This is a genomic window from Pedococcus sp. P2_D7, from assembly GCF_056404295.1.
In genome coordinates this window covers 77689-101949 of record NZ_JBFUEH010000005.1, presented here as the reverse complement: position 1 = coordinate 101949, position 24261 = coordinate 77689, and the positions used below count along the sequence as shown (strand labels likewise).

General features: G+C 71.4%; 25 protein-coding genes. 12 read left to right on the top strand and 13 right to left on the bottom strand.

What is annotated here, in order from left to right:
* The first annotated feature begins 147 nt into the window (after positions 1–147).
* The 4 genes from AC1DWJ_RS12895 to AC1DWJ_RS12880 all read left to right on the top strand — a co-directional run bounded on the left by AC1DWJ_RS12895 (position 148) and on the right by AC1DWJ_RS12880 (position 2051).
* Positions 148–888, top strand: a complete 741-nt coding sequence (locus AC1DWJ_RS12895) for a FadR/GntR family transcriptional regulator (RefSeq protein WP_457252367.1) — start codon at positions 148–150, stop codon at positions 886–888.
* Positions 889–1053: 165 nt separating this feature from the next.
* Complete coding sequence (locus AC1DWJ_RS12890) at positions 1054–1386, top strand: PadR family transcriptional regulator (RefSeq protein ID WP_457252368.1); 333 nt, start codon at positions 1054–1056, stop codon at positions 1384–1386.
* A 31-nt stretch (positions 1387–1417) separates the two neighbouring features.
* Entirely contained in the window at positions 1418–1600 is a 183-nt protein-coding gene (locus tag AC1DWJ_RS12885) for a hypothetical protein (protein WP_457252369.1), read from the top strand.
* A gap of 16 nt (positions 1601–1616) precedes the next feature.
* Positions 1617–2051, top strand: coding sequence for a hypothetical protein (locus AC1DWJ_RS12880; RefSeq protein ID WP_457252370.1), 435 nt, complete (start codon positions 1617–1619; stop codon positions 2049–2051).
* On the opposite strand, the gene AC1DWJ_RS12875 is transcribed toward AC1DWJ_RS12880, so the two are convergent.
* Both AC1DWJ_RS12875 and ligA read right to left on the bottom strand, forming a co-directional pair.
* Positions 2048–2506, bottom strand: a complete 459-nt coding sequence (locus tag AC1DWJ_RS12875) for a mycothiol transferase (protein WP_457252371.1) — start codon at positions 2504–2506, stop codon at positions 2048–2050. The genes AC1DWJ_RS12880 and AC1DWJ_RS12875 overlap by 4 nt on opposite strands.
* A 19-nt stretch (positions 2507–2525) precedes the next feature.
* Entirely contained in the window at positions 2526–4700 is a 2175-nt protein-coding gene (gene ligA, locus AC1DWJ_RS12870; RefSeq protein ID WP_457252372.1) for an NAD-dependent DNA ligase LigA, read from the bottom strand.
* Positions 4701–4852: 152 nt separating this feature from the next.
* On the opposite strand from ligA, the gene AC1DWJ_RS12865 reads away from it, so the two are divergent.
* A complete protein-coding gene (locus tag AC1DWJ_RS12865; RefSeq protein WP_457252373.1) occupies positions 4853–6355 on the top strand; it encodes a long-chain-fatty-acid--CoA ligase in 1503 nt (500 codons plus the stop codon).
* A 76-nt stretch (positions 6356–6431) separates the two neighbouring features.
* Here the strand turns inward: AC1DWJ_RS12865 and AC1DWJ_RS12860 are convergent, their stop codons facing one another.
* Both AC1DWJ_RS12860 and AC1DWJ_RS12855 read right to left on the bottom strand, forming a co-directional pair.
* Positions 6432–7427, bottom strand: a complete 996-nt coding sequence (locus tag AC1DWJ_RS12860) for a DMT family transporter (protein ID WP_457252374.1) — start codon at positions 7425–7427, stop codon at positions 6432–6434.
* A 7-nt stretch (positions 7428–7434) separates the two neighbouring features.
* On the bottom strand, positions 7435–8421 hold the full coding sequence (locus AC1DWJ_RS12855; RefSeq protein ID WP_457252375.1) for a uroporphyrinogen decarboxylase/cobalamine-independent methonine synthase family protein: 987 nt from the start codon (positions 8419–8421) through the stop codon (positions 7435–7437).
* 219 nt (positions 8422–8640) lie between these two features.
* On the opposite strand from AC1DWJ_RS12855, the gene AC1DWJ_RS12850 reads away from it, so the two are divergent.
* Together AC1DWJ_RS12850 and AC1DWJ_RS12845 are read left to right on the top strand one after the other, a co-directional pair.
* The gene (locus AC1DWJ_RS12850) at positions 8641–9558 is read left to right on the top strand and encodes a hypothetical protein (RefSeq protein ID WP_457252376.1); all 918 of its coding nucleotides are present in this window, start codon (positions 8641–8643) and stop codon (positions 9556–9558) included.
* A 66-nt stretch (positions 9559–9624) separates the two neighbouring features.
* Positions 9625–11436, top strand: a complete 1812-nt coding sequence (locus AC1DWJ_RS12845) for a hypothetical protein (protein ID WP_457252377.1) — start codon at positions 9625–9627, stop codon at positions 11434–11436.
* Between the two features lie 18 nt (positions 11437–11454).
* Here the strand turns inward: AC1DWJ_RS12845 and AC1DWJ_RS12840 are convergent, their stop codons facing one another.
* From AC1DWJ_RS12840 to AC1DWJ_RS12830, 3 genes are read right to left on the bottom strand one after another with little or no spacing between them, the layout of a single operon-like run.
* Positions 11455–11841: an MmcQ/YjbR family DNA-binding protein gene (locus AC1DWJ_RS12840; RefSeq protein ID WP_457252378.1), complete on the bottom strand. Its 387-nt coding sequence runs from the start codon at positions 11839–11841 to the stop codon at positions 11455–11457.
* Between the two features lie 2 nt (positions 11842–11843).
* Positions 11844–12929, bottom strand: a complete 1086-nt coding sequence (gene mnmA, locus AC1DWJ_RS12835) for a tRNA 2-thiouridine(34) synthase MnmA (protein WP_457252379.1) — start codon at positions 12927–12929, stop codon at positions 11844–11846.
* Positions 12929–14116, bottom strand: coding sequence for a cysteine desulfurase family protein (locus tag AC1DWJ_RS12830; protein ID WP_457252380.1), 1188 nt, complete (start codon positions 14114–14116; stop codon positions 12929–12931). The genes mnmA and AC1DWJ_RS12830 overlap by 1 nt, the downstream gene beginning before the upstream one ends.
* 198 nt (positions 14117–14314) lie before the next feature.
* Here AC1DWJ_RS12830 and AC1DWJ_RS12825 point away from each other — a divergent pair, with 198 nt between their 5' ends.
* Entirely contained in the window at positions 14315–15766 is a 1452-nt protein-coding gene (locus AC1DWJ_RS12825) for a S8 family serine peptidase (protein ID WP_457252381.1), read from the top strand.
* A 325-nt stretch (positions 15767–16091) separates the two neighbouring features.
* On the opposite strand, the gene AC1DWJ_RS12820 is transcribed toward AC1DWJ_RS12825, so the two are convergent.
* Both AC1DWJ_RS12820 and AC1DWJ_RS12815 read right to left on the bottom strand, forming a co-directional pair.
* Positions 16092–17051, bottom strand: a complete 960-nt coding sequence (locus AC1DWJ_RS12820; RefSeq protein ID WP_457252382.1) for an electron transfer flavoprotein subunit alpha/FixB family protein — start codon at positions 17049–17051, stop codon at positions 16092–16094.
* Between the two features lie 31 nt (positions 17052–17082).
* Positions 17083–17865: an electron transfer flavoprotein subunit beta/FixA family protein gene (locus tag AC1DWJ_RS12815; protein ID WP_457252383.1), complete on the bottom strand. Its 783-nt coding sequence runs from the start codon at positions 17863–17865 to the stop codon at positions 17083–17085.
* Positions 17866–18038: 173 nt separating this feature from the next.
* Here AC1DWJ_RS12815 and AC1DWJ_RS12810 point away from each other — a divergent pair, with 173 nt between their 5' ends.
* Entirely contained in the window at positions 18039–18800 is a 762-nt protein-coding gene (locus tag AC1DWJ_RS12810; protein WP_457252384.1) for a class I SAM-dependent methyltransferase, read from the top strand.
* A 21-nt stretch (positions 18801–18821) separates the two neighbouring features.
* Here the strand turns inward: AC1DWJ_RS12810 and arfB are convergent, their stop codons facing one another.
* The gene (gene arfB, locus AC1DWJ_RS12805; RefSeq protein WP_457252817.1) at positions 18822–19229 is read right to left on the bottom strand and encodes an alternative ribosome rescue aminoacyl-tRNA hydrolase ArfB; all 408 of its coding nucleotides are present in this window, start codon (positions 19227–19229) and stop codon (positions 18822–18824) included.
* Positions 19230–19303: 74 nt separating this feature from the next.
* On the bottom strand, positions 19304–20017 hold the full coding sequence (locus AC1DWJ_RS12800; RefSeq protein ID WP_457252385.1) for a VOC family protein: 714 nt from the start codon (positions 20015–20017) through the stop codon (positions 19304–19306).
* 194 nt (positions 20018–20211) lie between these two features.
* Here AC1DWJ_RS12800 and AC1DWJ_RS12795 point away from each other — a divergent pair, with 194 nt between their 5' ends.
* The gene (locus AC1DWJ_RS12795; RefSeq protein ID WP_457252386.1) at positions 20212–20628 is read left to right on the top strand and encodes an MmcQ/YjbR family DNA-binding protein; all 417 of its coding nucleotides are present in this window, start codon (positions 20212–20214) and stop codon (positions 20626–20628) included.
* 3 nt (positions 20629–20631) lie between these two features.
* On the opposite strand, the gene AC1DWJ_RS12790 is transcribed toward AC1DWJ_RS12795, so the two are convergent.
* Positions 20632–21330, bottom strand: coding sequence for a hypothetical protein (locus AC1DWJ_RS12790; protein ID WP_457252387.1), 699 nt, complete (start codon positions 21328–21330; stop codon positions 20632–20634).
* A 70-nt stretch (positions 21331–21400) separates the two neighbouring features.
* Between AC1DWJ_RS12790 and AC1DWJ_RS12785 the strand changes: the two genes are divergently transcribed.
* Together AC1DWJ_RS12785 and AC1DWJ_RS12780 are read left to right on the top strand one after the other, a co-directional pair.
* On the top strand, positions 21401–22921 hold the full coding sequence (locus tag AC1DWJ_RS12785; protein ID WP_457252388.1) for a 1,4-alpha-glucan branching protein domain-containing protein: 1521 nt from the start codon (positions 21401–21403) through the stop codon (positions 22919–22921).
* Between the two features lie 177 nt (positions 22922–23098).
* Positions 23099–23530 (top strand): hypothetical protein, encoded by a 432-nt coding sequence (locus tag AC1DWJ_RS12780; protein ID WP_457252389.1) that lies wholly within the window; start codon positions 23099–23101, stop codon positions 23528–23530.
* A 48-nt stretch (positions 23531–23578) separates the two neighbouring features.
* On the opposite strand, the gene AC1DWJ_RS12775 is transcribed toward AC1DWJ_RS12780, so the two are convergent.
* The gene (locus AC1DWJ_RS12775) at positions 23579–24235 is read right to left on the bottom strand and encodes an acyltransferase (protein ID WP_457252390.1); all 657 of its coding nucleotides are present in this window, start codon (positions 24233–24235) and stop codon (positions 23579–23581) included.
* Positions 24236–24261: the final 26 nt, after the last annotated feature.

Genomic DNA, 24261 nt, shown 5'->3' with positions numbered 1-24261 from the left:
GCTGACTCCTGTGTCGGCTCGGGCTCGTCATCGAGGACCTGTCGACCAGAGTGACCCATCAGAACGGCTTTATCAAGACTTTGAGACAAATAAATAGTATTTAAATTCCTACCCACGAGTTCGCGGCATGTCTGGCACGCTGGACCCATGACCGACTCCGTGGACGCCTCCCCCACCGGTCATGAGCCGGGTCTGCACGCCGGCGTCCTCGACCGGCTGGGCCAGGAGATCGTGTCGGGGACCCTGCCCGTCGACTCGGTGGTCCGGATCGACCAGCTCGACGAGCGGTTCGGGGTCTCCCGGTCGGTCGTCCGCGAGGCCGTGCGGGTGCTGTCCTCGATGGGGCTGGTCGAGACGCGGCGCCGGCTCGGCGTGCGGGTGCTCCCGTCCGTGCAGTGGAACGTGTTCGACCCCCGGGTGATCCGCTGGCGCCTGGACGGGCCCGACCGGGAGGACCAGCTGGTCTCCCTCGGTGAGCTGCGCCGCGGCTTCGAACCGGTGGCCGCCGAGCTGGCCGCCGACCGCGCCACGCCCGACCAGTGCGGGGCGATGGCGGCGGCGGTCATGCAGATGACCGTGCACGCGAAGTCGGGCGACCTGGTCGCCTACCTCGAGGCCGACAAGGACTTCCACCGCACCATGCTCGAGGCCTCGGGCAACGAGATGCTGGCGGCCCTCTCCACCGTGGTGGCCGAGGTGCTCGCCGGGCGCACCCACCACGACCTGATGCCACGGACGCCCAACCCCGCGGCCATCCGCCTGCACGGCGATGTCGCGCAGGCGATCGGTTCGGGCGACGGCTTGGCCGCGAGCGCCGCCATGGCGGCGATCATCGACGAGGCGAGCGCCGCCGTGCGCGAGACCAAGGGATCGGGCCACCGCAGCTAGGGGACGGCCCACTCCCCTCCCCTCACAGGTCGCAGGTGTTGACGAGGTCCCCGGCCGCAAGCGGTCGGGAAGGCGGCATACAGGCCGGACCGGACGACATCCTCTCGTGACTAACTCGTACTTGACTACCTTGTACTCTACCTAGGGGCTAGGTAGAGTACGACCATGACTTCACCTCGTGAGCCACGGATGACGTTGGCGACCCAGCTGGTCCTGGGTGCGCTCCTGGCCGATCCGTCGAGCGACCACTACGGCCTCGAGCTGAGCTCGGAAGCGGGACTGCCGAGCGGGACCATCCACCCGATCCTCGCCCGGCTCGAGGCCCTCGGCTGGGTGGAGTCCGAGTGGGAGGACATCGACCCCCGCGTCGAGGGCCGGCCCGCCCGGCGCTACTACCGGCTCAGCGCCGCCGGAGCCGACTCGGCCCGGGCCGCACTCGCCCGGGTGCCGCGTCGTCGAGCCACCGCTTCGCTTCGGCCCGCCCCAAGCGGACACTGATGTGGCCTCCGCGCCACCCCTGGAGGACATCGTGAGCACCACCAAGCCGTTCCTCTGCCGCACCAACCTGCGGCACCGCTGGGAGCTCGCCGAGACCAGCGACGGGGAGGAGTACATCCGGTGCGCCAAGTGCCTCAAGGAGAAGTGGACCGGGCTGGGCAACGACCGGTCGGTGGCCTCCAACGTCATCGCCAACTACGGCAGCATCAACTGAGACTGGGGAGGGCGGCATGATGCCCACGCGCAGACCGCCGGACACGCGGTGGACGCTCGCGCTGCCCTGGCCCTCCCGCATCGTGCGCCTCGCGACGCACGCCCTTCCGGCCGGCACGGTGCGTGACCGGTACCGGTTGGAGCTCCTCGCCGAGCTCGCGGCCGTACCCGGACCGCACCAGACCCGCCACGCGGCGGGGATCCTGACCCATTCGCTGGCGCTGCGCTCGGCGGTCCGAGGCACCCAGGTCACTCCCCTGGAGGCAGTCATGACCACCCCGACCAAGCCCTGGCTCTGCCGGACCAACCTCCACCACCGGTGGGAGTGGGCTCACACCCGCGATGGTGAGCGGTACATCCGCTGTGCCAAGTGCCTCAAGGAGAAGGACTACGGTGCCGGCACCCGGTGGGTCGGTGGCGCCAGCATGGGGGGCGGCTACACCGGCCCCTAGCCGACCGGGTGGCGCAGGACGTCGCGGGTCAGCTCGAGCTGGCCGCGGTGCTGGGCCAGCTCCTCGTAGACGTGCAACAGCACCCCGCCGCAGGTCGCGGCATACCAGTCCTGCCGCGGGATGGTGGGGTTGGCCGGCGGGGCCGTCGGGTCGGTGCGGGCGACCCACTGCCGCAACGACTCCCGCATGTGGTCCGTGTCGGCGGCCAGCGTGGCGACGGCTCCCGTCGCGGTGAACTCGGCGTCTCGGTCGCGCGGCACCACCTCGCCGAGGTTGACCGTCGACGCCCACCGCGCCGTGACGCCGAGGCAGTGGGTCAGGATCGCGAACGGGCTGTTCGCGCCGGGCAGGTCGGGTCGCTGGTTGGCCAGGTCGTCGCCCAGCTCGACAACGATGTCGCGCATCGCCACGAAGGCCTCGTCGCAGAACCGCAGGTAGGTGTCCTTGTCGATCACGGCTGCGCCTCCGGGTCACTCACGGCTGACCGGTCTCGAGCAGCCGGCGGAACCCCTCCTCGTCGAGGATCGGGCGCCCCAGCTCACGCGCCTTGTCCTCCTTGGTGCCGGCGTTCTCACCGACCACGACGTAGTCGGTCTTCTTCGACACCGAGCCCGACGCCTTGCCGCCCCGCGACAGGATCGCCTCCTTGGCCGAGTCGCGCGAGAAGCCCTCGAGCGAGCCGGTGACGACCACCGTCATCCCCGCCAGGGTCTGCTCCACGGACTCGTCACGCTCGTCGGCCATCACCACCCCGTCGGCCTGCCACTGGGTGACGATCTCGTCGTGCCAGTCGACCGCGAACCACGCGGCCACGGCGTCGGCGATCACCCCGCCGACACCCTCCACCCCGGCCAGCTCCTCGGGACGCTCCTTGGCCGCCTCACGGAGCGCGGCCATGGTGGCGAAGTGCTGCGCCAGCGCCCGCGCTGCCGTGGGCCCGACGTGGCGGATCGACAGAGCGACCAGGACCCGCCAGAGCGGCTGCTGCTTGGCCTGCTCGAGGTTCTCGGAGAGGCGGATCCCGTTGGCGGACAACACCTTGCCGTCGACCACCGACTCCTCCGGGTCGGTCTTCTTGGCCGCTCGGGTGAACAGCGGCACCGTCGCGAGTCGGGCGCGCCCCGCCTCGCCGGCCAGCCCGAAGAGCCCGCTCTCGTCCTCCAGAACCCCCGAGTCGAGCAGCGCCCCGGCGCCCTCCCAGCCCAGCGCCTCGATGTCGAACGCCCCACGCCCGGCCAGCCCGGCCAGCCGCTCCCTCAGCTGCGACGGGCAGGTCCGGGAGTTGGGGCAGCGGATGTCCTTGTCGCCTTCCTTTTCGGGGGCCAACGGCGTGCCGCACGAGGGGCACTCGGTCGGCATGACGAACGCACGCTCGCTGCCGTCGCGCAGGTCGACCACCGGCCCGAGGATCTCGGGGATGACGTCGCCGGCCTTGCGCAGCACCACCGTGTCGCCGATCAGGACCCCCTTGCGGTGCACCTCGTCGGCGTTGTGGAGCGTCGCCCGCTCGACCGTCGAACCCGCCACGACGACCGGCTCCATCACGCCGAACGGGGTCACGCGGCCGGTGCGCCCGACGTTGACGAGGATGTCGAGGAGCTTGGTGTTGACCTCCTCCGGCGGGTACTTGAAGGCGATCGCCCAGCGCGGCGCCCGCGAGGTCGAGCCCAGCCGGCGCTGGATGGAGATCTCGTCGACCTTGATGACGATGCCGTCGAGCTCGTGCTCGACGCTGTGCCGCTCCTCGCCGTACTGGTCGATGAACTTCTGCACGCCCTCGATCGAGTCGAGGACGCGGTAGTGGGTCGAGATCGGCAGCCCCCACTCGCGGAACAGGTCGTAGGCCTCGGACTGCCGCGTCAGCTCGAAGCCCTCACGCAGCCCGATGCCGTGCACCAGCATGCGCAGGCCACGACTGGCGGTGACGCGGGGATCCTTCTGCCGCAACGACCCCGCGGCCGTGTTGCGGGGGTTCGCGTAGGGAGCCTTGCCGGCCTCGACCAGGCTGGCATTGAGGTCGCCGAACGCCTCGACCGGGAAGTAGACCTCGCCCCGGATCTCGACGCGCGCCGGGTGGTCGGACCCCGCGAGCTGGTGCGGGATGCCGTCGATCGTCTTGACGTTGTTGGTGACGTCCTCCCCGGTCCGGCCGTCGCCGCGGGTCAGGGCCCGCACCAGCCGGCCCTTCTCGTAGAGGAGGTTGACCGCGAGCCCGTCGATCTTGAGCTCGCACAGGTAGTGGTAGCCGGACGAGCCGGCGTCGCGGGCGACCCGCGCCGCCCAGGCGGCGAGCTCTTCGGGCGAGAAGCAGTTGTCGAGGGACAGCATCCGCTCGAGGTGGTCCACCGCGGTGAAGTCGGTCGAGAACACCGCGCCGCCCACCTGCTGGGTGGGGCTCTCGGGCGTGCGCAGCTCGGGGAACTCCTCCTCCAGCTCGTTGAGCCGCCGGATCAACCGGTCGTAGTCGCCGTCGCTGATCGTCGGCGCATCCTTCACGTGGTAGGCGAACTGGGCTGCCGTCGCCTTCTCGGCCAGGTCGGCCCACTCGTGCCGGGCGGCCTCGGGGGCGTGGCTCGGGGCAGGGCGGGAGTCGTCGCCGGCGGCTGTCCCGGATGCGGTCGTCGAGTCGTTCTCACTCACGGTGCCCATCCTGCCGCACACCCCAGACGACGCACCCCGCGCTCCCCGGTCGCGGCGCCGCGGGACGCAGGCACGCGGCATACCCGAACCCGTAGCCAAACCGCCCACCCACCGGAGAGGATGGCTGGAACCGGACCCCCCAGCGTCGAGGAGCCTGCGTCATGACCAATCTCGCCACCAACCTGGTCACCACCGCCCAGGAGCGGCCCGACCAGGCCGCCATCAAGTTCATGGGCAACGACCTCAGCTACGCCCAGATCCACGGCATGGCTGCTCAGGTGGCGGGGTCGCTCAAGGCGGCGGGCATCGAGCCCGGCGACCGGGTGGCGATCATCCTCCCGAACGTGCCGGCCTTCCCCGTGGTCTTCTTCGGCTCCCTGCTCGCCGGGGCGATCGTCGTCCCGATGAACCCGTTGCTGAAGTCCGGCGAGATCGACTTCTTCTTCACCAACTCCGGCGCCAAGGTCGCGTTCGTCTGGCCGGACTTCGTGGCGGAGGCGACCGAGGGGGCCAGGAGCTCGGGCACCCGGATCATCACCTGCGGGCCGATGGGTCCAGTCGAGGGCGCCCTCGAGGGCGGCGAGCCGATCGCCGAGCCCGTCGAGCGCGACGACGAGGACACCGCCATCGTGCTCTACACCTCGGGCACCACCGGCCGCCCCAAGGGCGCCGAGCTCACCCACCGCAACGTCCACCTCAACGCCCACCGCAGCGCCGTCGAGATCCAGGCCACCACGCCCGACGACGTCGTGATGGGCTGCCTGCCGCTGTTCCACGTGTTCGGGCTGGTGGTGGGGCTCAACGCCGCCGTCATCGCGGGCGCGGCGTTGGCGCTCATCCCCCGGTTCGACCCCGCCGAGGCGATCAAGGTCATCGGCAACGAGAAGGTCACCATCTTCATGGGGGTGCCGACGATGTATGCCGCGATCCTCAACCACCCCGACTCCGACGCCCTCGACGCGACGTCGCTGCGCACCTGCTGCTCGGGTGGGTCGGCCATGCCGCTGGAGGTCATGAAGGCGTTCGAGGCAAAGTTCGGCTGCATGATCCTCGAGGGCTACGGGCTCTCCGAGACCTCACCGGTCGCGTCGTTCAACATGCCGACCATGGAGCGCAAGCCCGGCACGATCGGGGTGGCCATCCCCGGCTGCGAGATGAAGCTCGTCGACCTCGACGGCAACGACGTCCCGCCGGGCGACGGCGTCGGGGAGATCGCGATCCGCGGCGACAACGTCATGAAGGGCTACTGGCAGAACCCCGAGGCGACCGCCGAGGCGATCCCCGACGGCTGGTTCCGCACCGGCGACCTCGCCACGGTCGACGACGAGGGCTACTACACGATCGTCGACCGCAAGAAGGACATGATCCTGCGCGGCGGGATGAACGTGTACCCGCGTGAGGTCGAGGAGGTGCTGTACACCCACCCCGACGTCCTTGAGGCCGCGGTGGTCGCAGTGCCCGACGACCTGCTGGGCGAGGACGTCGGCGCCGCGGTGGCGCTGCGCCCCGGGGCCACGGCGACGCTCGACGAGGTGCAGGCGTTCGTCAAGGAGAAGATCGCGGCCTACAAGTACCCCCGCCACCTGTGGCAGGTCGACGAGCTCCCCAAGGGCCCGACCGGCAAGATCCTGCGCCGCGAGGTCCACAAGCCGGCCGACGCCTGACCGGACCCGCCTGACCGGACCCGGCTGGCCTTGACACGCCGGACCACCGCCGGACGGGGTCCCGTCCGGCGGTGGCTCAGGCGGCCTTGGGTCGCCTGGCCGGCAGGCCGATGGTGACGGCCGAGACGAGCACGATCGCGGCGCCCAGCAGCTGCGGCCAGGCCAGGTGCTCGTCGAGGACGACCACGCCGAGCAGCACCGAGACCACCGGGATGAGGTAGGTGACCGTCGTGCTGACGGTGGCCCCGGCCCCGCGGACGACGTCGAACTGCAGCATGTAGGCCAGGCCGGTGCCGACGACACCCAGGGCCACCACGCACAGCAGGGGCAGCAGCGCTCCCCCGCCCTCGACGTCGACGTGGCCGGACCACGGAGCGGCGTAGCTGTCGCGCGACACCAGCCACCAGACGAGGAGCACCGGCACCATCAGGGCCGAGCCCACGAGCAGGAGGGCGGTCGGCATCGAGAGCCCGCCGAGGTCTGCGCCCCCGAGGAAGCGGCGGTTGTAGGTCCAGCCGAGGCCGTAGCACGCGCCGGCGACGAGGGTCATCCCGAAGCCCAGCAGGTCGGGCCGCCCGGTCGACTCCCAGGGCTGCATGATGACCACCACCCCGACGAAGCCGATGACGACGGCGGCCAGCTTGCGCGGCGAGAGCCGGTCGCTCGGCAGGAAGATGAGGGCGAAGAAGACGGCAGCAAGGGGCGTCGTCGCGTTGCCGATCCCCGCCAGCGCCGACGAGACGCGGACCTCGCCCGCGGCGAACAGGCTGAACGGCAGGGCCGTGAGGAAGACACCTGACACCGCGAGGTGGCCCCAGACGCGACGCTCCCGGGGCAGCCGACCACCGGTGACGGCCAGCAGGGCGAGCAGGGTCGCGGTGCCGGCGAAGATCCGCAGCCCGGAGATCTGCAGCGGCGCCATCGTGCGCAGCCCCACCTTCATGAGCAGGAAGCTGGAGCCCCAGATCAGGGCGAGCAGGAGGTACTTGGCCTGCCAGGGCACGCGCGTCGACGACGCGACGCCGGGGACGACGGTGGCGTCGGATGGGCTGGCGGCAACTCTGGCACTCATGGGCGGGTCAACTCTCGGCTCGTTCGGACCATTCCGCGGCCACGTCGACCGCTGCGCGTTGAACGCGCCAGGCCCCCTCCGGTGTGAGTCCGGGGAGGCCGCAGGCGGGGGTGGCGGTCAGGGCGTCGAGGCCCCGCGGGGCCAGGCCAGCGTCGCTCCAGCCGCGCACGACGAGGTCGGACGCACTGCGCACGGTGCCGGTGCCATCGGTCGGGAGGCACCCGGCATACAGGGCGACGCCGTCCTCGACCGTGGCGGCGATGGACTCCCACCGCGCGGGTGAGAGCGCGGTGACGTCGAGCGCCACGGCGCCGACGCCGGTGGCGCGCAGCAAAGGCAGCGGTATGCCGGGGTCGCAGCAGTGCACGACCGTCGCCGTGCCCGCGGGCACCGCCGCGAGGACGTCGCGCAGACCGGTCATGGCGGTCTGGGGGTCGACGGCACGCAGGTGGCCGTAGCCGGAGATCGTCGGCAGCCGACCCGCGAGGACCGCGGGCAGCGACGGCTCATCCACCTGGACGACGACGGTGGCGCCCGGGACCAGCCGCTGCACCTCGGCGACGTGCTGGCGGACCCCCTCGGCCAGCGACCCGACGAGGTCGCGCAGGGCACCCCGGTCGGCCAGGGACTTCTCGCCGCGGTTGAGCTCGATGCCGGCGGCCAGGGTCCACGGCCCCGTGACCTGGAGCTTGAGGTCGCCGACGTAGCCGTCGAACACCTCGGCGAGCTCGTCGAGGTCTTGGTGCCAGAGCGAGGCAGCGCGCGACGAGTCACGCCCCGGCCGGTCGACGAACCGCCAGCCACCGGGCTGCAGGTCGACGTGCAGGTCGACCAGGAGGGCTGCGGTGCGGCCGACCATGTCGGCGCCGGGGCCACGCGCGGGGAGCTCGGGGAGATAGGGCAGGTGGCCGTCGCCGAGGATCTCGCGCACGCCCCGGAGTGCCTCGCTGACGTCGGTGCCGGGAAGGGATCCGATGCCAGTTGCGCGAGCCACGCCCTGAGCGTAGCCAGCCCCTCCGACACCACCGTGGCCGGCAGGGGAACTGCGTCATTTGACTGGGGTGTCCACGATTCGCGGTCGTTAGCCTTGGTGGGTCCCAGTTCGTGAGGGACAGGCGCGACGCAGGGTGACCGGGCCCGAGGGCCCCACCGGAGCAGGCCCGGGAACGGGGTGCTCCGATCGTCCCGTCCCTTCGCCCAGGGGAGCGAAGCCATGCCCTTGTCCACCATCGCCGCTGGTACTGCCTCCGTCCCGGTCACCCAGCTGGGCCAGAACGCCACCCTCGCCAAGGAGGTCCAGACCCGGCTCCGGCTCCTGGGCTGCCTCGACCCGCCCGCGAACGGCGACTTCGGGTCGACCAGCCAGCTCACCCTGGCGCGCTACGCCAAGCTGCGCGGCTTCGCCTTCACGAACGCCATCACCCCGCAGGTCGCCAAGGGGCTGCTGACCGACAAGGCCGACACGATCCTGCCGCTGCGGCTCGGGAACGACTTCGCCAGCCGGATGGTCCGCTACATGCAGGCCAAGGGATTCTTCGTCGCGCGGCTGCCCGGGTACCTCAACATCGTCTACGTCGAAGGGGCCGACCAGAGCGGCCGGCACAACGTCGACAGCCCCAACGTCTTCAACGACCGCAGGACGGTCTTCCACTTCGACAAGACCGGCAAGCCGGTCATGGCCCTCAACGCGCTGTGCACCACCGAGCCCGGCCAGTTCTTCACCAACAAGCCGCTCGACCCCAAGGGTGCGGCGCGAATCGCCTTCGGCCAGTACAAGTCGTGGACCATCGGCACCCACCACGCCGAGGCCAGTCCACCGCGAAAGCACAAGGCACTCGTCCAGGCCGACAAGATCCACATCTTCCGTGACAAGAACAAGGACGGGATCCGGCCCGGGGACAAGGAGTTCATCGTCGGCCCCGGGACGGCCATCAACCAGCACTCCGGTCTCGGCCAGTCCCCTTCGAACATCGGGAAGTCCAGCGCCGGGTGCCTGGTCGGCCAGAACGACGACGAGCACAAGAAGTTCATGGCCCTGCTCGAGGGCGACCCGCGGTTCATGGCCAACCACGGCTACAAGTTCATGACGACGGTCATCGCCGGGGACGACCTGGACAAGAAGGTGCCCTGACCGGCGGTGTATCACGGGCGACGGGTCGCTCCTCCTCCCACCAGGGACCACCTGAGAGGAGCGACCATGTCCGAGCAGCGTCGCCTTGCCGTCATCGTCGTGCGCAACGACTCGTCGACACCACAGCCGAACATGGCCGAGGTCATGGACCTGGTGCTGTTCAGCCCCAGCTCGATCGCGCGGTACTTCAGGGAGAGCGCCGAGGACTTCTTCCAGTTCGCCAGGCTCGACTTCTTCGGGTCGTACGACGTGACCCTGCCGATGGCCCCCAGCAGCCGGGACGTGGGGATCGAGGCGGCGCGCAATGCCGCGGCCGGGGCAGGGGTCGACCTCAGCCCGTACGACGGCACGGTGGTCTTCGCCTTTCCCGGCACCGGGTACGACGCGGGCGCCTACGGCTCCTCGGCGTTCCTGCCGACGACGGCCGACTTCACCTTCTTCTGCCACGAGCTGGGCCACGTCCTGGGCCTGGACCACAGCTACGGCATCTTCACCACCGGGGCGGACTGGATCGACAACAACCAGCCCGACTACTTCCCGGTGTACGGCGACCCGTACGACCTGATGTCCTCCGCCACCTTCGGCGCCGCCGACCCGACGACCACGCGACCGGCGGCCGACGTGCCCACCGCGCATCCGTCGTGGGGCTCCGCGCCGCCGCACATCGCCCGGGCCCTGCTCCACCACCAGAAGCCGGCAGCGCTCGAGGACAAGGGGCGCGTCGTCCACGTCAACGAGTCGCAGGACGTCGCCACCACCCTCTACCCGGTCGGTACGGCGACCGACGGCAAGCCCGAGCTCGTCGTGTTCCACCCGACGGGCGAGGACGGCGCGGGACACGGACGTGTCTACGTCGAGTACCGCCAGCCCTTCGACCACAACGCCTACTCCCGCTGGGACGAGGGGCTCGCAGACACGAACGAGCCCGGTGCACGGGACCGGTGCGGCGTCATCGTGCACACGATCGTCGACCAGCCGGGCGTCACGCCGGGTCCGGTCGTCTGGTACGCCGGCCGCATCGTCTTCCCGACCCCCGACACCGACGTCGCGGTCGACACACCCCTCGGGCAGGTGCACGTGGGCGTGACCCAGGAGTTCGGCCAGGCGACGCGGCCCGGCTTCGTGCGGGTGCGGGTGCGGCGGCACAGCGCGCCGTCGCTGACCGTCCGCACGACCAGTGCGGACACGACCGACGTCATCCGGACCGAACGCCGTCCGCACCCGGGTTGGGAGTGGGCCGGCGACTTCACCTGGGAGACGCGCGAGACCGTGCGCGTGACGACGTACACCCCGGTGACGGTCGGCATCGGTGGGACGTCACCGATCGACGCGGAGTCCAGCGTGGTCGTGAGCTGGTTCGTCGGCGGGACGCAGGTCTTCGGCCCCAGCTCGTCGATCCCCCTGACGCTGCCGGACGGACGGGTCGTGACGCTCGAGACCACCCTCCACGCAACCACCCGGGTCCTGACCCTGCGCAACCACCCGGCGGACGGTGACATCGACGTTCCCGTCGTCGCCCGCGCGTCCGCGGCTGACGGGGCCGGCGAGGTCTTCGCCACGAGCGCCTACTCGGTCCGGGCTCGGACCAGCGGGTGGGGCTCGGACTGGGACCGGTTCATGGACTTCTGGTACCGCATCACCCACCCGGTGCCGCGGGAGCGGATCGGGCCGCCGGACCCCGGGGACCCGCTCAAGCGGTTCGACCCGCTCGCCGAGGTGGCGCGACAGCAGCTCGAGCGCGTGCGGGAGGCGTATGCCGAGCTCGCGAGGGTGAGCCCGGCGGTGGCCGAGAACGCGCGCTCGGTGATGGCCGATCAGGAGCGGATGCTCCAGCCCCAGCGGCTCAAGGCTGTCAGCGTCGAGCGACGGGTGGGATAGGCGCCCCCGCGTCTGATCTCAGGTGGCGTCGAGCTCCGCGAGCAACCGCTTCGGTGCCACGCAGCGCCAGCCGTCCTCGACCAGCGCCTCGACGTGCGGCCAGTCGATGTCGTCGACGTCCAGGTAGACCCCCACCCAGCCGCGGTGCCCGACGTACGGCGGCCGGAAGTAGCGCTCGGGCTCGGCGGCAACCAGGGCTGCCTGCACCCCGTCCGGCGCGGCCAGCCAGACGGCGGTCCGGTCGTCGTGGTGCTCCTGCGCGGCCATCACGAAGGTCTTCTTCCCTCCGGCGAACCAGCACGGCTCACCGTGCGACTCCCGCTGCTCGGTCCCGGGGAGGGCCAGGCACAGCGACCGCACCCGCGCGAGCGGTGACCCGTCCCGGATCTCGCTGCGCAGCGGCATACCTAGCGCTCCAGCCAGGTCGCCGCGATCGTCGCCGAACCCACCACGCGCGTCCCCTCGTAGAGGACGACGGACTGTCCCGGCGCGACCCCGCGAAGTCGGCCGGACAGCCGCACCTCGACGTCGTCACCATCGGCCCACGCCTGCGCCGGCACTTCCTCCCCATGCGCTCGCACCTGGGCCCCGACCTCGACCACGCCCTCGGGCGGCGGCCCGCACCAGCGGGCGTGGTCACCGCGAATCGCGTTGACCCCCAACAGGTCTGACGTGCCGATCAGCACGCGGTTGGTTGCGGCATCGACCTGCACGACGTAGCGCGGGTCACCGTCGAGAGCGGACCGGTCGAGGCCCAGCCCCCGCCGCTGCCCCACGGTGTAGGCGTACGCACCCTGGTGCGCCCCGACGACCTCACCCGACTCGGCGTCGACGATCTCGCCGGGCTGCTCGCCCAGTCGGGCGGTGAGCCATCCGCGCGTGTCACCGTCGGCGATGAAGCAGATGTCATGGGAGTCGGGCTTGCTCGCGACGTAGAAGCCGCGCTCCTTCGCCTCGGCCCTGATCTCCGGCTTGGCGGTGTCGCCGAGCGGGAAGAACGCCCGGGCCAGCTGGTCGGCGTCGAGGACGCCGAGCACGTAGGACTGGTCCTTCGCCATGTCCACCGCGCGGTGCAGCTCCCGCCCACCGTCGGGTCGCTCGACGACCTGCGCGTAGTGGCCGGTGGCCACGGCGTCGAAGCCGAGCGCGATGGCCTTGTCGAGCAGCGCCGAGAACTTGATCTTCTCGTTGCAGCGCAGGCACGGGTTGGGGGTGCGTCCTGCGGAGTACTCGGCGACGAAGTCCTCCATGACGTCGCGCTTGAAGCGCGCGGCCATGTCCCAGACGTAGAACGGGATCCCGAGCATGTCGGCGACCCGTCGGGCGTCGCCCGCGTCCTCGATCGTGCAGCAGCCGCGCGCGGACTCGCGCAGCGTGGCGGCACTCTGCGACAGGGCGAGGTGCACGCCGACGACCTCGTGCCCGGCATCGAGCATGCGCCCCGCGGCGACGGCGGAGTCGACCCCTCCCGACATCGCGGCAACGACCCGCATCAGCCGGCCCACCCGCTGGCCCGGCGCGCCCGGTCGATGGCCGCCGGCAGGGCAGCCAGCACGGCGTCGACATCGGCGTCCGTCGAGGTGTGGCCCAAGGTCAGGCGCAGGGCGCCCTTGGCGGACTCCTCGGGAATCCCCATGGCCAGCAACACGTGCGACGGCTGCGGCACGCCGGCCTGGCAGGCCGAACCCGTGGAGCACTCCACGCCTGCGGCGTCGAGGAGGTAGAGCAGCGAGTCGCCTTCGCAGCCGGGGACGAGCAGGTGGGCGTTGCCCGGCAGGCGGCGGATGCCGTCGCCGGCCTCCCACGCGCCGGTGACCGTCACGTCGTAGCCCAGGCCCATCGCCTCGTGGACCAGCCGGTCGCGCAGGGCCACCAGCCGAGGGGTCTCCGTGGGCACCGACTGCACCGAGTCCTCCATGGCCACCGCGAAGGCACGGATGGCCGGGACGTCGAGGGTGCCGCTGCGGATCTGCCGCTCCTGTCCCCCGCCGAAGCTCTGCGGCACGACGACCGCGTCCCGGCGCACCAGCAGGGCGCCGACCCCGAGGGGGCCGCCGACCTTGTGCCCGGTGACGGTCATCAGGTCGGCCCCGGACGCGGTGAAGTCGACCGGGAGGTGCCCGGCCGCCTGGACGGCGTCGGTGTGGAACGGCACGCCGTACTCGTGGGCCAGCGCCGCGAGGTCGGCCACCGGCTGCACCGTGCCCACCTCGTTGTTCGCCCACATCACGGTGACCAGCGCGACGGAGTCGGGGTCCTCCTCGATGGCCGCGCGGACGGCCGTGGTCGTGATGAAGCCGGCCGGGTCGGGGTCGACCCAGGTCACCTTCGCGCCCTCGTGCGTGACCAGGTGCTCGACGCAGTCGAGAACGGCGTGGTGCTCGATCGAGCTGCAGACGATGCGGATGCGGGCCGGGTCCGACTCCCGCCGGGCCTCGAAGGTCCCCGCCACCGCCAGGTTGTCGGACTCGGTGCCCCCGGACGTGAAGACGACCTCCGACGGGCGGGCACCCAAGGCCTTCGCCAGCCGCTCGCGCGACTCCTCCACGACGCGACGGGCCATCCGGCCCGAGGTGTGCAGCGACGACGCGTTGCCGGTCGTGGCCAGCTGGTCGGCCATCGCCGCGATGGCCGATGGCAGCATCGGCGTGGTGGCGGCATGGTCGAGGTAGGCGGTCACTGGCGAAAGTTTACGCGTCAATCGTCCCTCCGGCCGCCCGGCGTCCACCTGACCAATCCTTTACCTACCGGCACGTAACCCCGGTCACACACCCTCGTTGACACGGCATACCGACCATCGCCGCTGCTGGTCAGTCGCCCTGGTCAGTCACCCTGGTCAGTCACCCTGGTCAGTCACGAAGGGAAATCAATGCACACCGTGAAGAGAACCCGGGCAGTCGTCGCGACTGTGGCCACGGCCGCCCTCGCCGCCATGGCCCTCGCCACCCCTGCCTCCGCAGGTCTGCTGTCTTCCGGCAAGGCGCTCGCGCCGGTCCAGCCCTGGCTGGCCTCCCAGCTGGGTGTGCTCAAGGCCGCCACCCCGACCACCGTCCTCGTGCACGGCACGGACACCGCCGCCGCCACCAAGGCCGTCCAGGCGGCCGGTCTGCGCAGGGTGACCACGTTCGACAAGGTCGGCGTCGTCGTGGCCACCGGTCTGCCCGCCCAGGTACAGGCCGTGCGTTCGCAGCCCGGCGTGACCTACGTCGAGGGCAACCAGCCCATCGAGATGCTGCTGTCGACCTCCAACACCGCCACCCGCGGCTCCGAGGCCCGCAGCACCCTGACCGGCGCCAACGGCTCCGCCCTCGACGGCAAGGGCGTTTCCGTCGCGGTCATCGACTCGGGTGTCGACCCCACCCACCCGTTCCTCACGAACGCCGACGGCACCTCCGCCGTCGTCAAGAACCTCAAGATGCTGTGTGACCCGCTGACCGAGGGCACCTGTGCCCCGGTCGACGCCGGGTCGCTCAACACCGACCTCCTGTCCGGTGGCGGTCACGGGATGCACGTCAACGGAATCGTCGCCGGTCGCGACGTCACCCTGTCCGACGGCACCACGATGCACGGAGCCGCCCCCGGCGCGAGCCTGGTCAGCATCAGCACCGGTGCCGTGCTGTTCATCATCGGCGCCGACGCGGCGCTCAACTGGGTGCTCGAGAACCACGACGCTCCCTGTGGCGCCGGTGTCCCGGCCAGCACCTGCCCGCCGATCAAGGTGACGTCGAACTCCTACGGCCCCACCGGCGGTGGCGCGTTCGACCCGAACTCCGCGACGGTCAAGATCCAGCGTGAGCTCGTCAAGGAAGGTGTCGTGTCGGTCTGGGCCAACGGCAACGACGGTGGCGACGGGTCCGAGGACCTGTCCAACCCGCCCGGCAAGGACCCGACGCCCGGCATCCTCTCGGTCGCCTCGTTCTTCGACCAGAACACCGGCACCCGCAACGGCACCGTGTCGGACTTCTCCAGCCGCGGCAAGGCCGGCGACCAGTCGACCTACCCGGACATCTCGGCGCCGGGTGAGGACATCACCAGCTCGTGCCGCGTCTACCTGCCGATCTGCTCCTCGGGACTCGATCCCAAGGACGGCGGCGACTACAACACCATCAGCGGCACCTCGATGGCCACGCCCCACATCTCGGGCATCGTCGCGCAGCTGTTCCAGGCCAACCCGAACGCCACCCCGGCGCAGGTCGAGGCGGCCCTGGAGTCCACGGCCTACAAGTACACGGACGGTGCCCCGTACGAGTCGGGCACCAACGGCACGACGAGCTTCGACAAGGGTCACGGCCTGGTCGACGTCGTAGCCGCCGCCAACGCTGTTCGCTGACAGCCCAGCGCAACAGCGCGGCGTCTTCGGAGTCCCGTGWGGGGGACTCCGAAGACGCCGACACCGCAGCCGGCACGCGACCCAACCCCGCACGCAGGCAGCGCGAACGCCCCGGACCCCCCTGTCCGGGGCGTTCACCTGTCCCGCCCCCCGCCAGCACCCCCGCCCAGCAACCTTTGCTAGCGCACGAAACTGGTTGGTGGACAGGTGGCACCCTGTCCACCAACGAGGTTCCTGTGCTGGGTGCCGAAGCGCCCCGGACCGGGTGGTCCGGGGCGCTTCGTCGGTATGCCGCGTGGCCGACGTCGAGCGTCAGCCGGCGAGGTCAGCCCTTGGCAGCGTTGACTGCCTCGGTGGCCTGCGGGAGGACCGTGAAGAGGTCACCCACGACACCGAAGTCGACGAGCTCGAAGATCGGGGCTTCCTCGTCCTTGTTGATCGCGATGATCGTCTTGGACGTCTGCATGCCCGCGCGGTGCTGGATGGCACCGGAGATGCCACAGGCGACGTAGAGCTGCGGCGACACCTGCTTGCCGGTCTGGCCGACCTGCGAGGTGTGCGGGTACCAGCCGGCGTCGACGGCGGCGCGGGACGCACCGACGGCGGCACCGAGGGAGTCGGCAAAGCTCTCGACGGGCGAGAAGTCGCCGCCGGTGCCACGACCACCGGAGACCACGATCGCGGCCTCGGTCAGCTCCGGGCGGCCAGTGGCCTCCTTGGGCTTGGACTCGGTCACCTTCGCGCCCTTGGCGGCGTCGGAGATGGTCGGCTCGAACGCCTCGTCGGCGGCCGCACCGGCGGCCTCCTCCGGCGTCGCCGAGTTGGGCTTGACCGTGATGATCGGCGTGCCCTTGGTGACGGTGGCCTTGACGCTGTAGGACCCGGCGAAGACGGACTGGGTCGTGGTGACGCTGCCGCCCTCCCCCGCCTGCACGTCGACGGCGTCGGTGATCAGGCCGGAGTCGGTCTTGATCGCCAGCCGGGCCGCGATCTCCTTGCCGGCCGAGTTGCTCGGGATGAGCACCGCGGCGGCGGAGGTCTTCTCGACCAGCTGCGCGAGCAGCTCGGCCTGCGGGGCCACCAGGTAGTCGGTGACGTCGGCGCTCTCGACGCGGTAGACCTTCTCCGCGCCGAACCTGGCGAGGGTCTCCTTCGCCGCGTCGAACCCGTCGCCGACGAAGACGGCGCTGGGCTCGCCGAGGCGACGGGCGATGGTCAACAGCTCTGAGGTGGTCTTGCGGACGGTGCCGTTCGCGTGGTCGACCAGAACAAGTACTTCAGCCATGGGGGTGTTCCTTTCCTTGTCTCTGGCCGGCTCAGACGAACTTCTGCGCGGTCAGGAACTCTGCGAGCTTGGTGCCGCCGTCGCCGTCGTCGGTGACGATCTGGCCCTGCTCGCGCGGGGGGCGCTTGGTGAACGACTCGACCTTGGTCCAGGCGGCGTCGAGGCCGACCTGCGACGCGTCGATGCCGAGGTCAGCCAGGGCCCACTCCTCGACCGGCTTCTTCTTCGCGGCCATGATCCCCTTGAACGAGGGGTAGCGCGGCTCGTTGATCTGGTCGGTGACCGAGACGAGCGCGGGCAGGGTGGCGACGATGGTCTCCGATGCGGCGTCGCCGTCACGGCGGATCGTCACGGTGGACCCGTCGACGGTCAGCTCGGAGGCGAAGGTCACCTGCGGCAGCCCGAGGCGCTCGGCGAGCATGGCCGGGACGACGCTCATGGTGCCGTCGGTGGAGGCCATGCCGGTGATCACGAGGTCAGGGCTGCCGATCTTCTTGACCGCCTCGGCGAGGACCAGCGAGGTGGCCACGGCGTCGGAGCCGTGGATCGCGTCGTCCTTCACGTGGACGGCCTTGTCGGCCCCCATCTGCAGCGCCTTCTTGAGCGCATCGGCGGCCTGGTCGGGGCCGACGGTGACCACGGTCACCTCACCCTCACCGGCTTCGACCAGCTTGAGGGCCTCCTCGACGGCGTACTCGTCGAGCTCGGACAGCAGTCCGTCGACGCCCACCCGGTCGGTGGTGTTGTCGGAATCGTTGAACGTGCGGTCGGACTGTGCGTCCGGCACGTACTTCACGCAGACGACGATGTTCATGTGCGACTCGTCCCCTTCTTCACAATGGTTGCCGCTGGGATCGACAGTGGTTTGTCGAGACTTGGTCAGGTGCCATCCTTACAGCCCCTGCCCGTAATCCACACGCCGCCAGTGCGTGACGCTCACCACGAGCCCGGCACGGCAAGCGCTCTGCGCGCCCGGAGGAGGTGACGGTGCCCACACCGCTGACGATCACCGGCGAGCGCACGGTGCCGGGGGTGGCCGCCGAGAACTACTGGTTCCGGCGTCATGAGGCCGGGTATGCCGCCGTGCCCGGCTGGGTGTCGTCGACCCCGAGCGTCGTCCTGGACGCCGGCTGCGGCGAGGGGTATGCCGCGGGCCTCCTCGACACGGCCTGGCCCGGAGTGCGCGTCGTCGGCGTGGACTACGACGCGGCGACCACCGCCCACGCCGCGCGCGTCCACGGAGGTGAGCGGGCGGCATACCTCGGGGGTGCGCTGACGGCGCTCCCCCTGGCCGACGGCGCCGTCGACCTGGCGGTCTCGCTCCAGGTGCTCGAGCACATCTGGACGCCCGGCGACTACGTGCGCGAGCTGGCCCGGGTGACGCGCGCCGGCGGGGTGGTGGTGGTCTCCACCCCGAACCGCCTCACCTTCTCCCCCGGGCTGGGTCGCCGGGAGAAGCCGGCGAACCTCTACCACTGCCGCGAGTACGACGCGGCCGAGCTGGGCGACGAGGTACGCCGCTGGCTGCCCGGCGCCACGGTGGCCGTGGTGGGGCTCGGCCACGGCGAGCGGTTGGCTCGCTGGGAGTCGGCGCGCGGTTCGGTCGTCGCGGCCCAGCAGGACTGCGACCCCGAGGCGTGGGACGTCGACCTGCGCGCGACCGTCGAGTCGGTCACCGCGCGGGACTTCGTGATCGGCGACGCAGACGACTCGAGCCTCGACCTGTTCGCCGTGGCGCGGCTGACGTAGCCCGTCGCCGTGGGTGGCGAGTCAGCCGTCGTCGACGGTCCGGCGGCCGGACTTGAGCTGACCCCGGCGCTTCTTGGCATCGACCCGGCGCCGCTGCGAACCCTTGGTCGGCCGGGTGGGCCGCCGGGCTGGCGGGTCTGGCGCGGCCGCCTCGCGCAGCATCATGACCAGCCGCTGCCGCGCGACCACGCGGTTCTGGCGCTGCGAGCGGTGCTCAGACGCCACGACGAGCAGCCGCCCACCCACGAGCTTCGGCGCCAACCGCTCCAGGAGCCGCTCGCGGGTGGCCTCGGGCAGCTCGGCGACCGCGCGCGACGTCGACGGGTCGAAGTCGAGCTCCACGCGGCTGTCCGTCGTGTTGACGCCCTGTCCCCCGGGCCCGGAGGAGCGGGAGAAGCGCTCGACCAGCTCACCGGCGTCGATGACCATGCCGTGGCGCAGCCCCGGACCCGCGGGCAGGCGCAACGGCGCCCCGGGTTGCGGCCTGCCGCCTGGAGCCGCGATCACGGCAGGAGGCGCAGCTCGTTGCCGTCGGGGTCGGCCAGGGTCGTGCCAGCGCCCTCCCGGCCGAGCTGGTCCCAGTCGTCCACCCGAGTCGCCCCGAGCGAGAGGAGGCGGTCGACCTCCGCGTCGTGGTCGTCGGTGGCGGCCAGCAGCAGGCGCTGGCGGTTCCTCGTGGGCTTGGGGGCGAGCGGGGGACCTCCCCAGGCGACCTTCGTCCCACCCTCCGGGGACTGGATGGCCGTCTCCTCGTCCTGGTCCCACACGAGCGGCCAGCCGAGCACCTCGCTCCAGAAGACCCCCACGTCGCGCGTCCCGTCGCAGGCCAGCTCGCCGAGGAAGCCGCAGCCCGCGAGGAAGGAGCTGTCCGGCGGGATGACGCAGAGCTCGTTGCCCTCGGGGTCCGCCAGGACCACGTGCCCCTCCTCGGGCAGCTGGCCGACGTCGAGGTGGCGTGCCCCGAGGCCGACCGCCTCGGCCACGACGCGCTGCATGTCCCCCTCGTCGGTGCTCGTGAGGTGCAGGTGGATCCGGTTGGGGCCGACCTTCTCCGCGGGGCTCGCGACGAACCGCAGACCCACCTGGGTCGCGTCCCCCGCCAGGAGCAGACCCCCGCCGAGCTCCTCCACCGGCCGGTCGAGCACCGAGCCCCAGAAGCCGGCCAGCTCGGCCGGACGGCGTGCGTCGAAGTCGACGGCCACCAAGGTGCAAGACATGCCCGCACCGTGTCACGGGCCTCCGGATCGGGCAACCGGGTTTCCGCAGCAAAGGCCCTCGCGCAGCAGGGCAGGGCCGCAGGCGAGCAGGGGCGCAGCTGAGCCGTGGCTTGGCAGAGCCGTGGCTTGGCAGGGCAGCCGCGCGGGGTCGATCGGGGCACGGGCTGTCGGTGCGCCGGACTAGGGTCGCGGCCGTGGGAGACGTCGACGACGACCTCGACCCGGCCCTGGTGGCCCGGGTCGCCGCGATCTGCCTCGCGCTGCCCGAGACCCACGAGCAGGACGCCTGGATCGGCGTGCGGTGGCGGGTCCGGCAGCGCACGTTCGCCCACCTCGCCCACGTCGACCCGCGCGGCGGCTCGGTGTTCGGGCTGGCCGCGCGACTGGGCAGTCCCGCCGACGTGGTCACGTTCCGTTCGACCGGTGCGGAGCTCGAGGCCCTGGTCCACTCGGGGCTGCCGTTCTACAAGCCGGACTGGAGCCCCCACGTCATCGGCATGGTCATCGACGCCGCCACCGACTGGGCCGAGGTGGCCGAGCTGCTGGCCGACAGCTACTGCCTGATGGCCCCGAAGAAGCTCGCCCGGCTCGTCACGCGACCCGATGGCTGACCGTCAGACGACCAGGTAGGCGACCTTCGCGGTGACGACGTAGTGCATCGCGAGCTTGGATTCAGCGACTGCGGACTCCGTCGAGTCGGGAAAGGGCTCGGAGCGCTGGGTGCGAGTCGCGATGTACGGAGTGAGCATGACGTCAGGCCTCAGGTCGTAGCGCTCGTCACGACCCGCCGCGTAGGGCTCCACCTCGAGCTCGACGGGTGGTCCGTCGCCGGTGGCACAGGTGTACCGGCCCGAGGGCAGCATGCCGGGAGAAGGGTTGGCCATCCTCTGGCGCGACGGCCAGTACACGTCGGCCACGCCCTCCAGGCCCGAGCCGCCGTAGAGGAGGGTGCAGCCCGCGCCGAGGGCACGCCGATGCATCGCGCGCAGGGACGCGTCGACCTCCGGGGTCGTCGCGGCACCGGGGACCACCCGCGAGTGCGCGAGGTCGCACTCGTGGTCGTAGTCGTCGTGGCGTTTCCAGTTGTGCTGCCCCTCCGTGCACTGGTCGAACACCGCGGACCCGACCGGCTGCGCACCTTCGGTCACCTCGTCGAGCAGGCGCTCGGCCGCGGCATCACCAGCTGACCGGGCCGCGACCGCCTCGTCGCCGTCGGGTCGGAACGACGCACCGCATCCCGACATCAGCACGCCGGCCGTCACGGAGAGGACGAGGGGTGCGAGGAGCGCGCGGGGTGGGCGCCGGGTCGACATGGCGACAGTCTGGACGCCCGGGGGCGGCCACACATGAGTATCCGCACCCACTGCGGCAGACTGGTGGCTTGTGACTCCACCCGTGCCGGGCGCCTTCTGCCTCGTCCTGCACTCCCACCTGCCCTGGCTGCCCGGGCACGGGGTCTGGCCCCTCGGCGAGGAGTGGCTGTTCCAGGCCTGGGTGGAGTCCTACGTGCCTCTCGTCGCGGAGCTGGACTCCCTTGCGGCCGAAGGGCATCGCGACATCCTGACCCTCGGCGTCACCCCCGTGCTCGCCGCCCAGCTCGACCACCCCCGCATGCGCCGCGACGCCGCGACCTGGGCCGGACTGTGGGGCCTGCGGGCCCGCGAGCTGGGCTTCGACCCCGACCCGCACCGCCGGTCGACGGCCGAGCGGGAGTATGCCGGCGCGTCCGGGGCCGCGCGGCTGCTCGAGACACGGTGGCGCGCGGGTGGGTCGCCGGTCCTGCGCGGGCTGCGCGACCAGGGCGTGGTCGAGCTGCTCGGCGGGCCGAGCGCGCACCCGTTCCTCCCGCTGCTCCTACCGGAGGTCGCCGCCCTCGCGCTGCACACAGGTCTGGCCGACAGCGCGTGGCGACTCGGCGAACGACCGCGTGGGATCTGGTCGCCCGAGTGCGGCTGGCACCCGGCCCTCGCGCAGCAGTTCACCGAGGCCGGCGTCGGCCACTTCGTCGTCGACGAGCAGACCGTGCGCGACTCAGGCGGACACCCCCATGCCGCGTGGCGGGTGGCCGGGACCGACGTCGTGGCCGTGCCCCGCAACCTGGAGGTCACCAACCTCATCTGGTCCTCGCGCAGCGGGTACCCGGCCTCACCCGTCTACCGCGACTTCCATGCCCGCGAGGAGCTCACCGGCATCAGGCTTTGGGCGATCACCGAGCCCGACGTGGATGTCGGCCGGAAACGGCCCTACGACCCCGACGAGGCCCGCGGCCAGGTGGACCACGACGTGGCGCACTTCGTCGACGCGGTCCGCGACCAGCTGCTGCACGCCCACGAGGTGCGCGGTGAGCCGGGACTGGTCGTCGCGGCATACGACACCGAGCTGTTCGGGCACTGGTGGCACGAGGGTCCGGTGTTCCTCGGCACGGCGATCCGCGCGCTGCGGCGCGCCGGGGTCACGGTGACCACCGTCGAGAAGGCGCTCGCGCAGGGTCACGTCGCCGGCGACCTCGACCTGGCACCGGGTTCCTGGGGCGCGGGCAAGGACTACTCGGTGTGGGACGGCCCGGCGGTGCGCCAGATCGCGCACGAGAACGAGTGGCTGCAACGGCGCTGGCTCGACGTGCTCGGTCGCGAGCGCCTGGCTGGCCGGCTCCAGAACCGGCGACCCGACCTCGACCAGCTGCTGCAGACGTTGTGGCACGCCCTGTCGAGCGACTGGGCGTTCCTCGTCACGCGGGGGCAGTCGGTCGACTACGCGCGACGCCGGGCCGAGGAGCACCGCCGCGACTTCCACCTCCTGGCCCAGCTCATCCACGACGGACGACGTGACCAGGCGCTCGACGAGGCCAGACGACAAGGCTTGCAGGACAACGCCTTTCCCGCGCTGGACGCCCGCCTCGGGTGACCTCCGGAGCACGTGGGGGCGCGCGCCGCCGACCCGTGGACATAGGTGGTTTCCGTGATGTGACGGCCCGCCGGATGCCCTGCAATGGAGGGGGGTCGGCGCCCGCCGGTCACCACGTCCATCGAGAGAGGCCTGGTCATGATGACTTACCACCGCGTGGCCGCTGCAGGGGCAGCCATGGCACTCGGAACCATCGGGCTCGGGGTGAGCGCGGCCTCGGCGGTCGAGCCGACGCCGTTCACCATCACGGAGACCTTCGACGCGTCCGTCGCGGGTGACCCCACCTTCACCGCAACCGGAGGACTGTGCCCGTCCGGCACCCTGTCGGACGACGTGCCGGTCTTCGCCGGCAACCCGGTGATGCCCAAGGCAGCGCTGCTGATCCGCACGGTCTACACCTGCGCGGACGGCAGCGGCCAGTTCTACGCACAGAAGCACGTCTTCATCGTGTTCGGCGAGACGGGGCTCACCAACACCGGGCCGGTGAGCCTGATGGGGGGCACCGGACGCTACGAGAAGCTCAGCGGCCACGGGGTCGACATCGGCGCGCAGGACTTCGAGTCGGGCACCGGCACGGGGGTCGTGACGGGCGTCCTCTCACTCCGGTGAGCGCAGCGGGCGCGCGCCTCGCGCCGGAGCGGGGCGTCCGTCCGCGGGTCACTCGCGCGTCCTGACGACCCTTCCCGGTATGCCGGCCACGACCGACCGCGGCGGGTAGTCACCCCGGGCGACGGCCGAGGCTGCGACCACGCTCTGGTCGCCGATGTCGGTGCCGCGCGTGACGACGACCTTGGTGCCGAGCCAGACGTCGTCGCCGATGCGCACCGGCGACTTGACGATGCCCTGGTCCTTGATCGGCACGTCGAGCGATGTCGTCACGTGGTCGAAGTCGCACACGTAGACGTCGTCGCCGAACAGACACGCCTGACCGATCGAGATGTCGATCCAGCAGTTGATCGTGTTGCGGATGCCGATGACCGACTTGGGACCGATCCGCAGCGTGCCCTCGTGGGCCCGGACGCGGGCGTGCGCACCGAAGTGGGTGTAGGGGCCGACCACGAGGCGGCCGTAGCCCTCCCGGACCTCGAACCGCACGTCCGGTCCGATGAAGCAGGGGCCTTCGAACCGCAGCGACGGGTAGCGCGCGCTCGCTCGCGCCATCCGCAGGTAGCTCAGCAGGTGGTGCCGGGTGAACGCCCGGTTGGTCATCGCCCAGACCACCCAGCGGACCCAGGCCAGCGGCCGGGGCAGGCCGGAGGGACCGCGCTCGCCGTGGTCGGCCGGCGACATGTCCGCATTCGCTGCAGAGGTCACGGGTGTTCGCCTGTGTCTCGGTCGGC

What these genes read in the sequence shown, in the direction of transcription:
- AC1DWJ_RS12845 (WP_457252377.1), top strand. Translation starts at nt 9,625, where the DNA reads ATGTCCGAGCAGCGTCGCCTTGCCGTCATCGTCGTGCGCAACGACTCG.
- arfB (WP_457252817.1), bottom strand. Translation starts at nt 19,229, where the DNA reads ATGGTCATCGACGCCGGTGAGCTGGTCGAGCGCTTCTCCCGCTCCTCC.
- AC1DWJ_RS12865 (WP_457252373.1), top strand. Translation starts at nt 4,853, where the DNA reads ATGACCAATCTCGCCACCAACCTGGTCACCACCGCCCAGGAGCGGCCC.
- mnmA (WP_457252379.1), bottom strand. Translation starts at nt 12,929, where the DNA reads ATGCGGGTCGTTGCCGCGATGTCGGGAGGGGTCGACTCCGCCGTCGCC.
- AC1DWJ_RS12890 (WP_457252368.1), top strand. Translation starts at nt 1,054, where the DNA reads ATGACTTCACCTCGTGAGCCACGGATGACGTTGGCGACCCAGCTGGTC.
- AC1DWJ_RS12815 (WP_457252383.1), bottom strand. Translation starts at nt 17,865, where the DNA reads ATGAACATCGTCGTCTGCGTGAAGTACGTGCCGGACGCACAGTCCGAC.
- AC1DWJ_RS12790 (WP_457252387.1), bottom strand. Translation starts at nt 21,330, where the DNA reads ATGTCGACCCGGCGCCCACCCCGCGCGCTCCTCGCACCCCTCGTCCTC.
- AC1DWJ_RS12880 (WP_457252370.1), top strand. Translation starts at nt 1,617, where the DNA reads ATGATGCCCACGCGCAGACCGCCGGACACGCGGTGGACGCTCGCGCTG.
- AC1DWJ_RS12840 (WP_457252378.1), bottom strand. Translation starts at nt 11,841, where the DNA reads ATGCCGCTGCGCAGCGAGATCCGGGACGGGTCACCGCTCGCGCGGGTG.
- AC1DWJ_RS12895 (WP_457252367.1), top strand. Translation starts at nt 148, where the DNA reads ATGACCGACTCCGTGGACGCCTCCCCCACCGGTCATGAGCCGGGTCTG.
- ligA (WP_457252372.1), bottom strand. Translation starts at nt 4,700, where the DNA reads ATGGGCACCGTGAGTGAGAACGACTCGACGACCGCATCCGGGACAGCC.
- AC1DWJ_RS12780 (WP_457252389.1), top strand. Translation starts at nt 23,099, where the DNA reads ATGGCACTCGGAACCATCGGGCTCGGGGTGAGCGCGGCCTCGGCGGTC.
- AC1DWJ_RS12860 (WP_457252374.1), bottom strand. Translation starts at nt 7,427, where the DNA reads ATGAGTGCCAGAGTTGCCGCCAGCCCATCCGACGCCACCGTCGTCCCC.
- AC1DWJ_RS12820 (WP_457252382.1), bottom strand. Translation starts at nt 17,051, where the DNA reads ATGGCTGAAGTACTTGTTCTGGTCGACCACGCGAACGGCACCGTCCGC.
- AC1DWJ_RS12850 (WP_457252376.1), top strand. Translation starts at nt 8,641, where the DNA reads ATGCCCTTGTCCACCATCGCCGCTGGTACTGCCTCCGTCCCGGTCACC.
- AC1DWJ_RS12800 (WP_457252385.1), bottom strand. Translation starts at nt 20,017, where the DNA reads ATGTCTTGCACCTTGGTGGCCGTCGACTTCGACGCACGCCGTCCGGCC.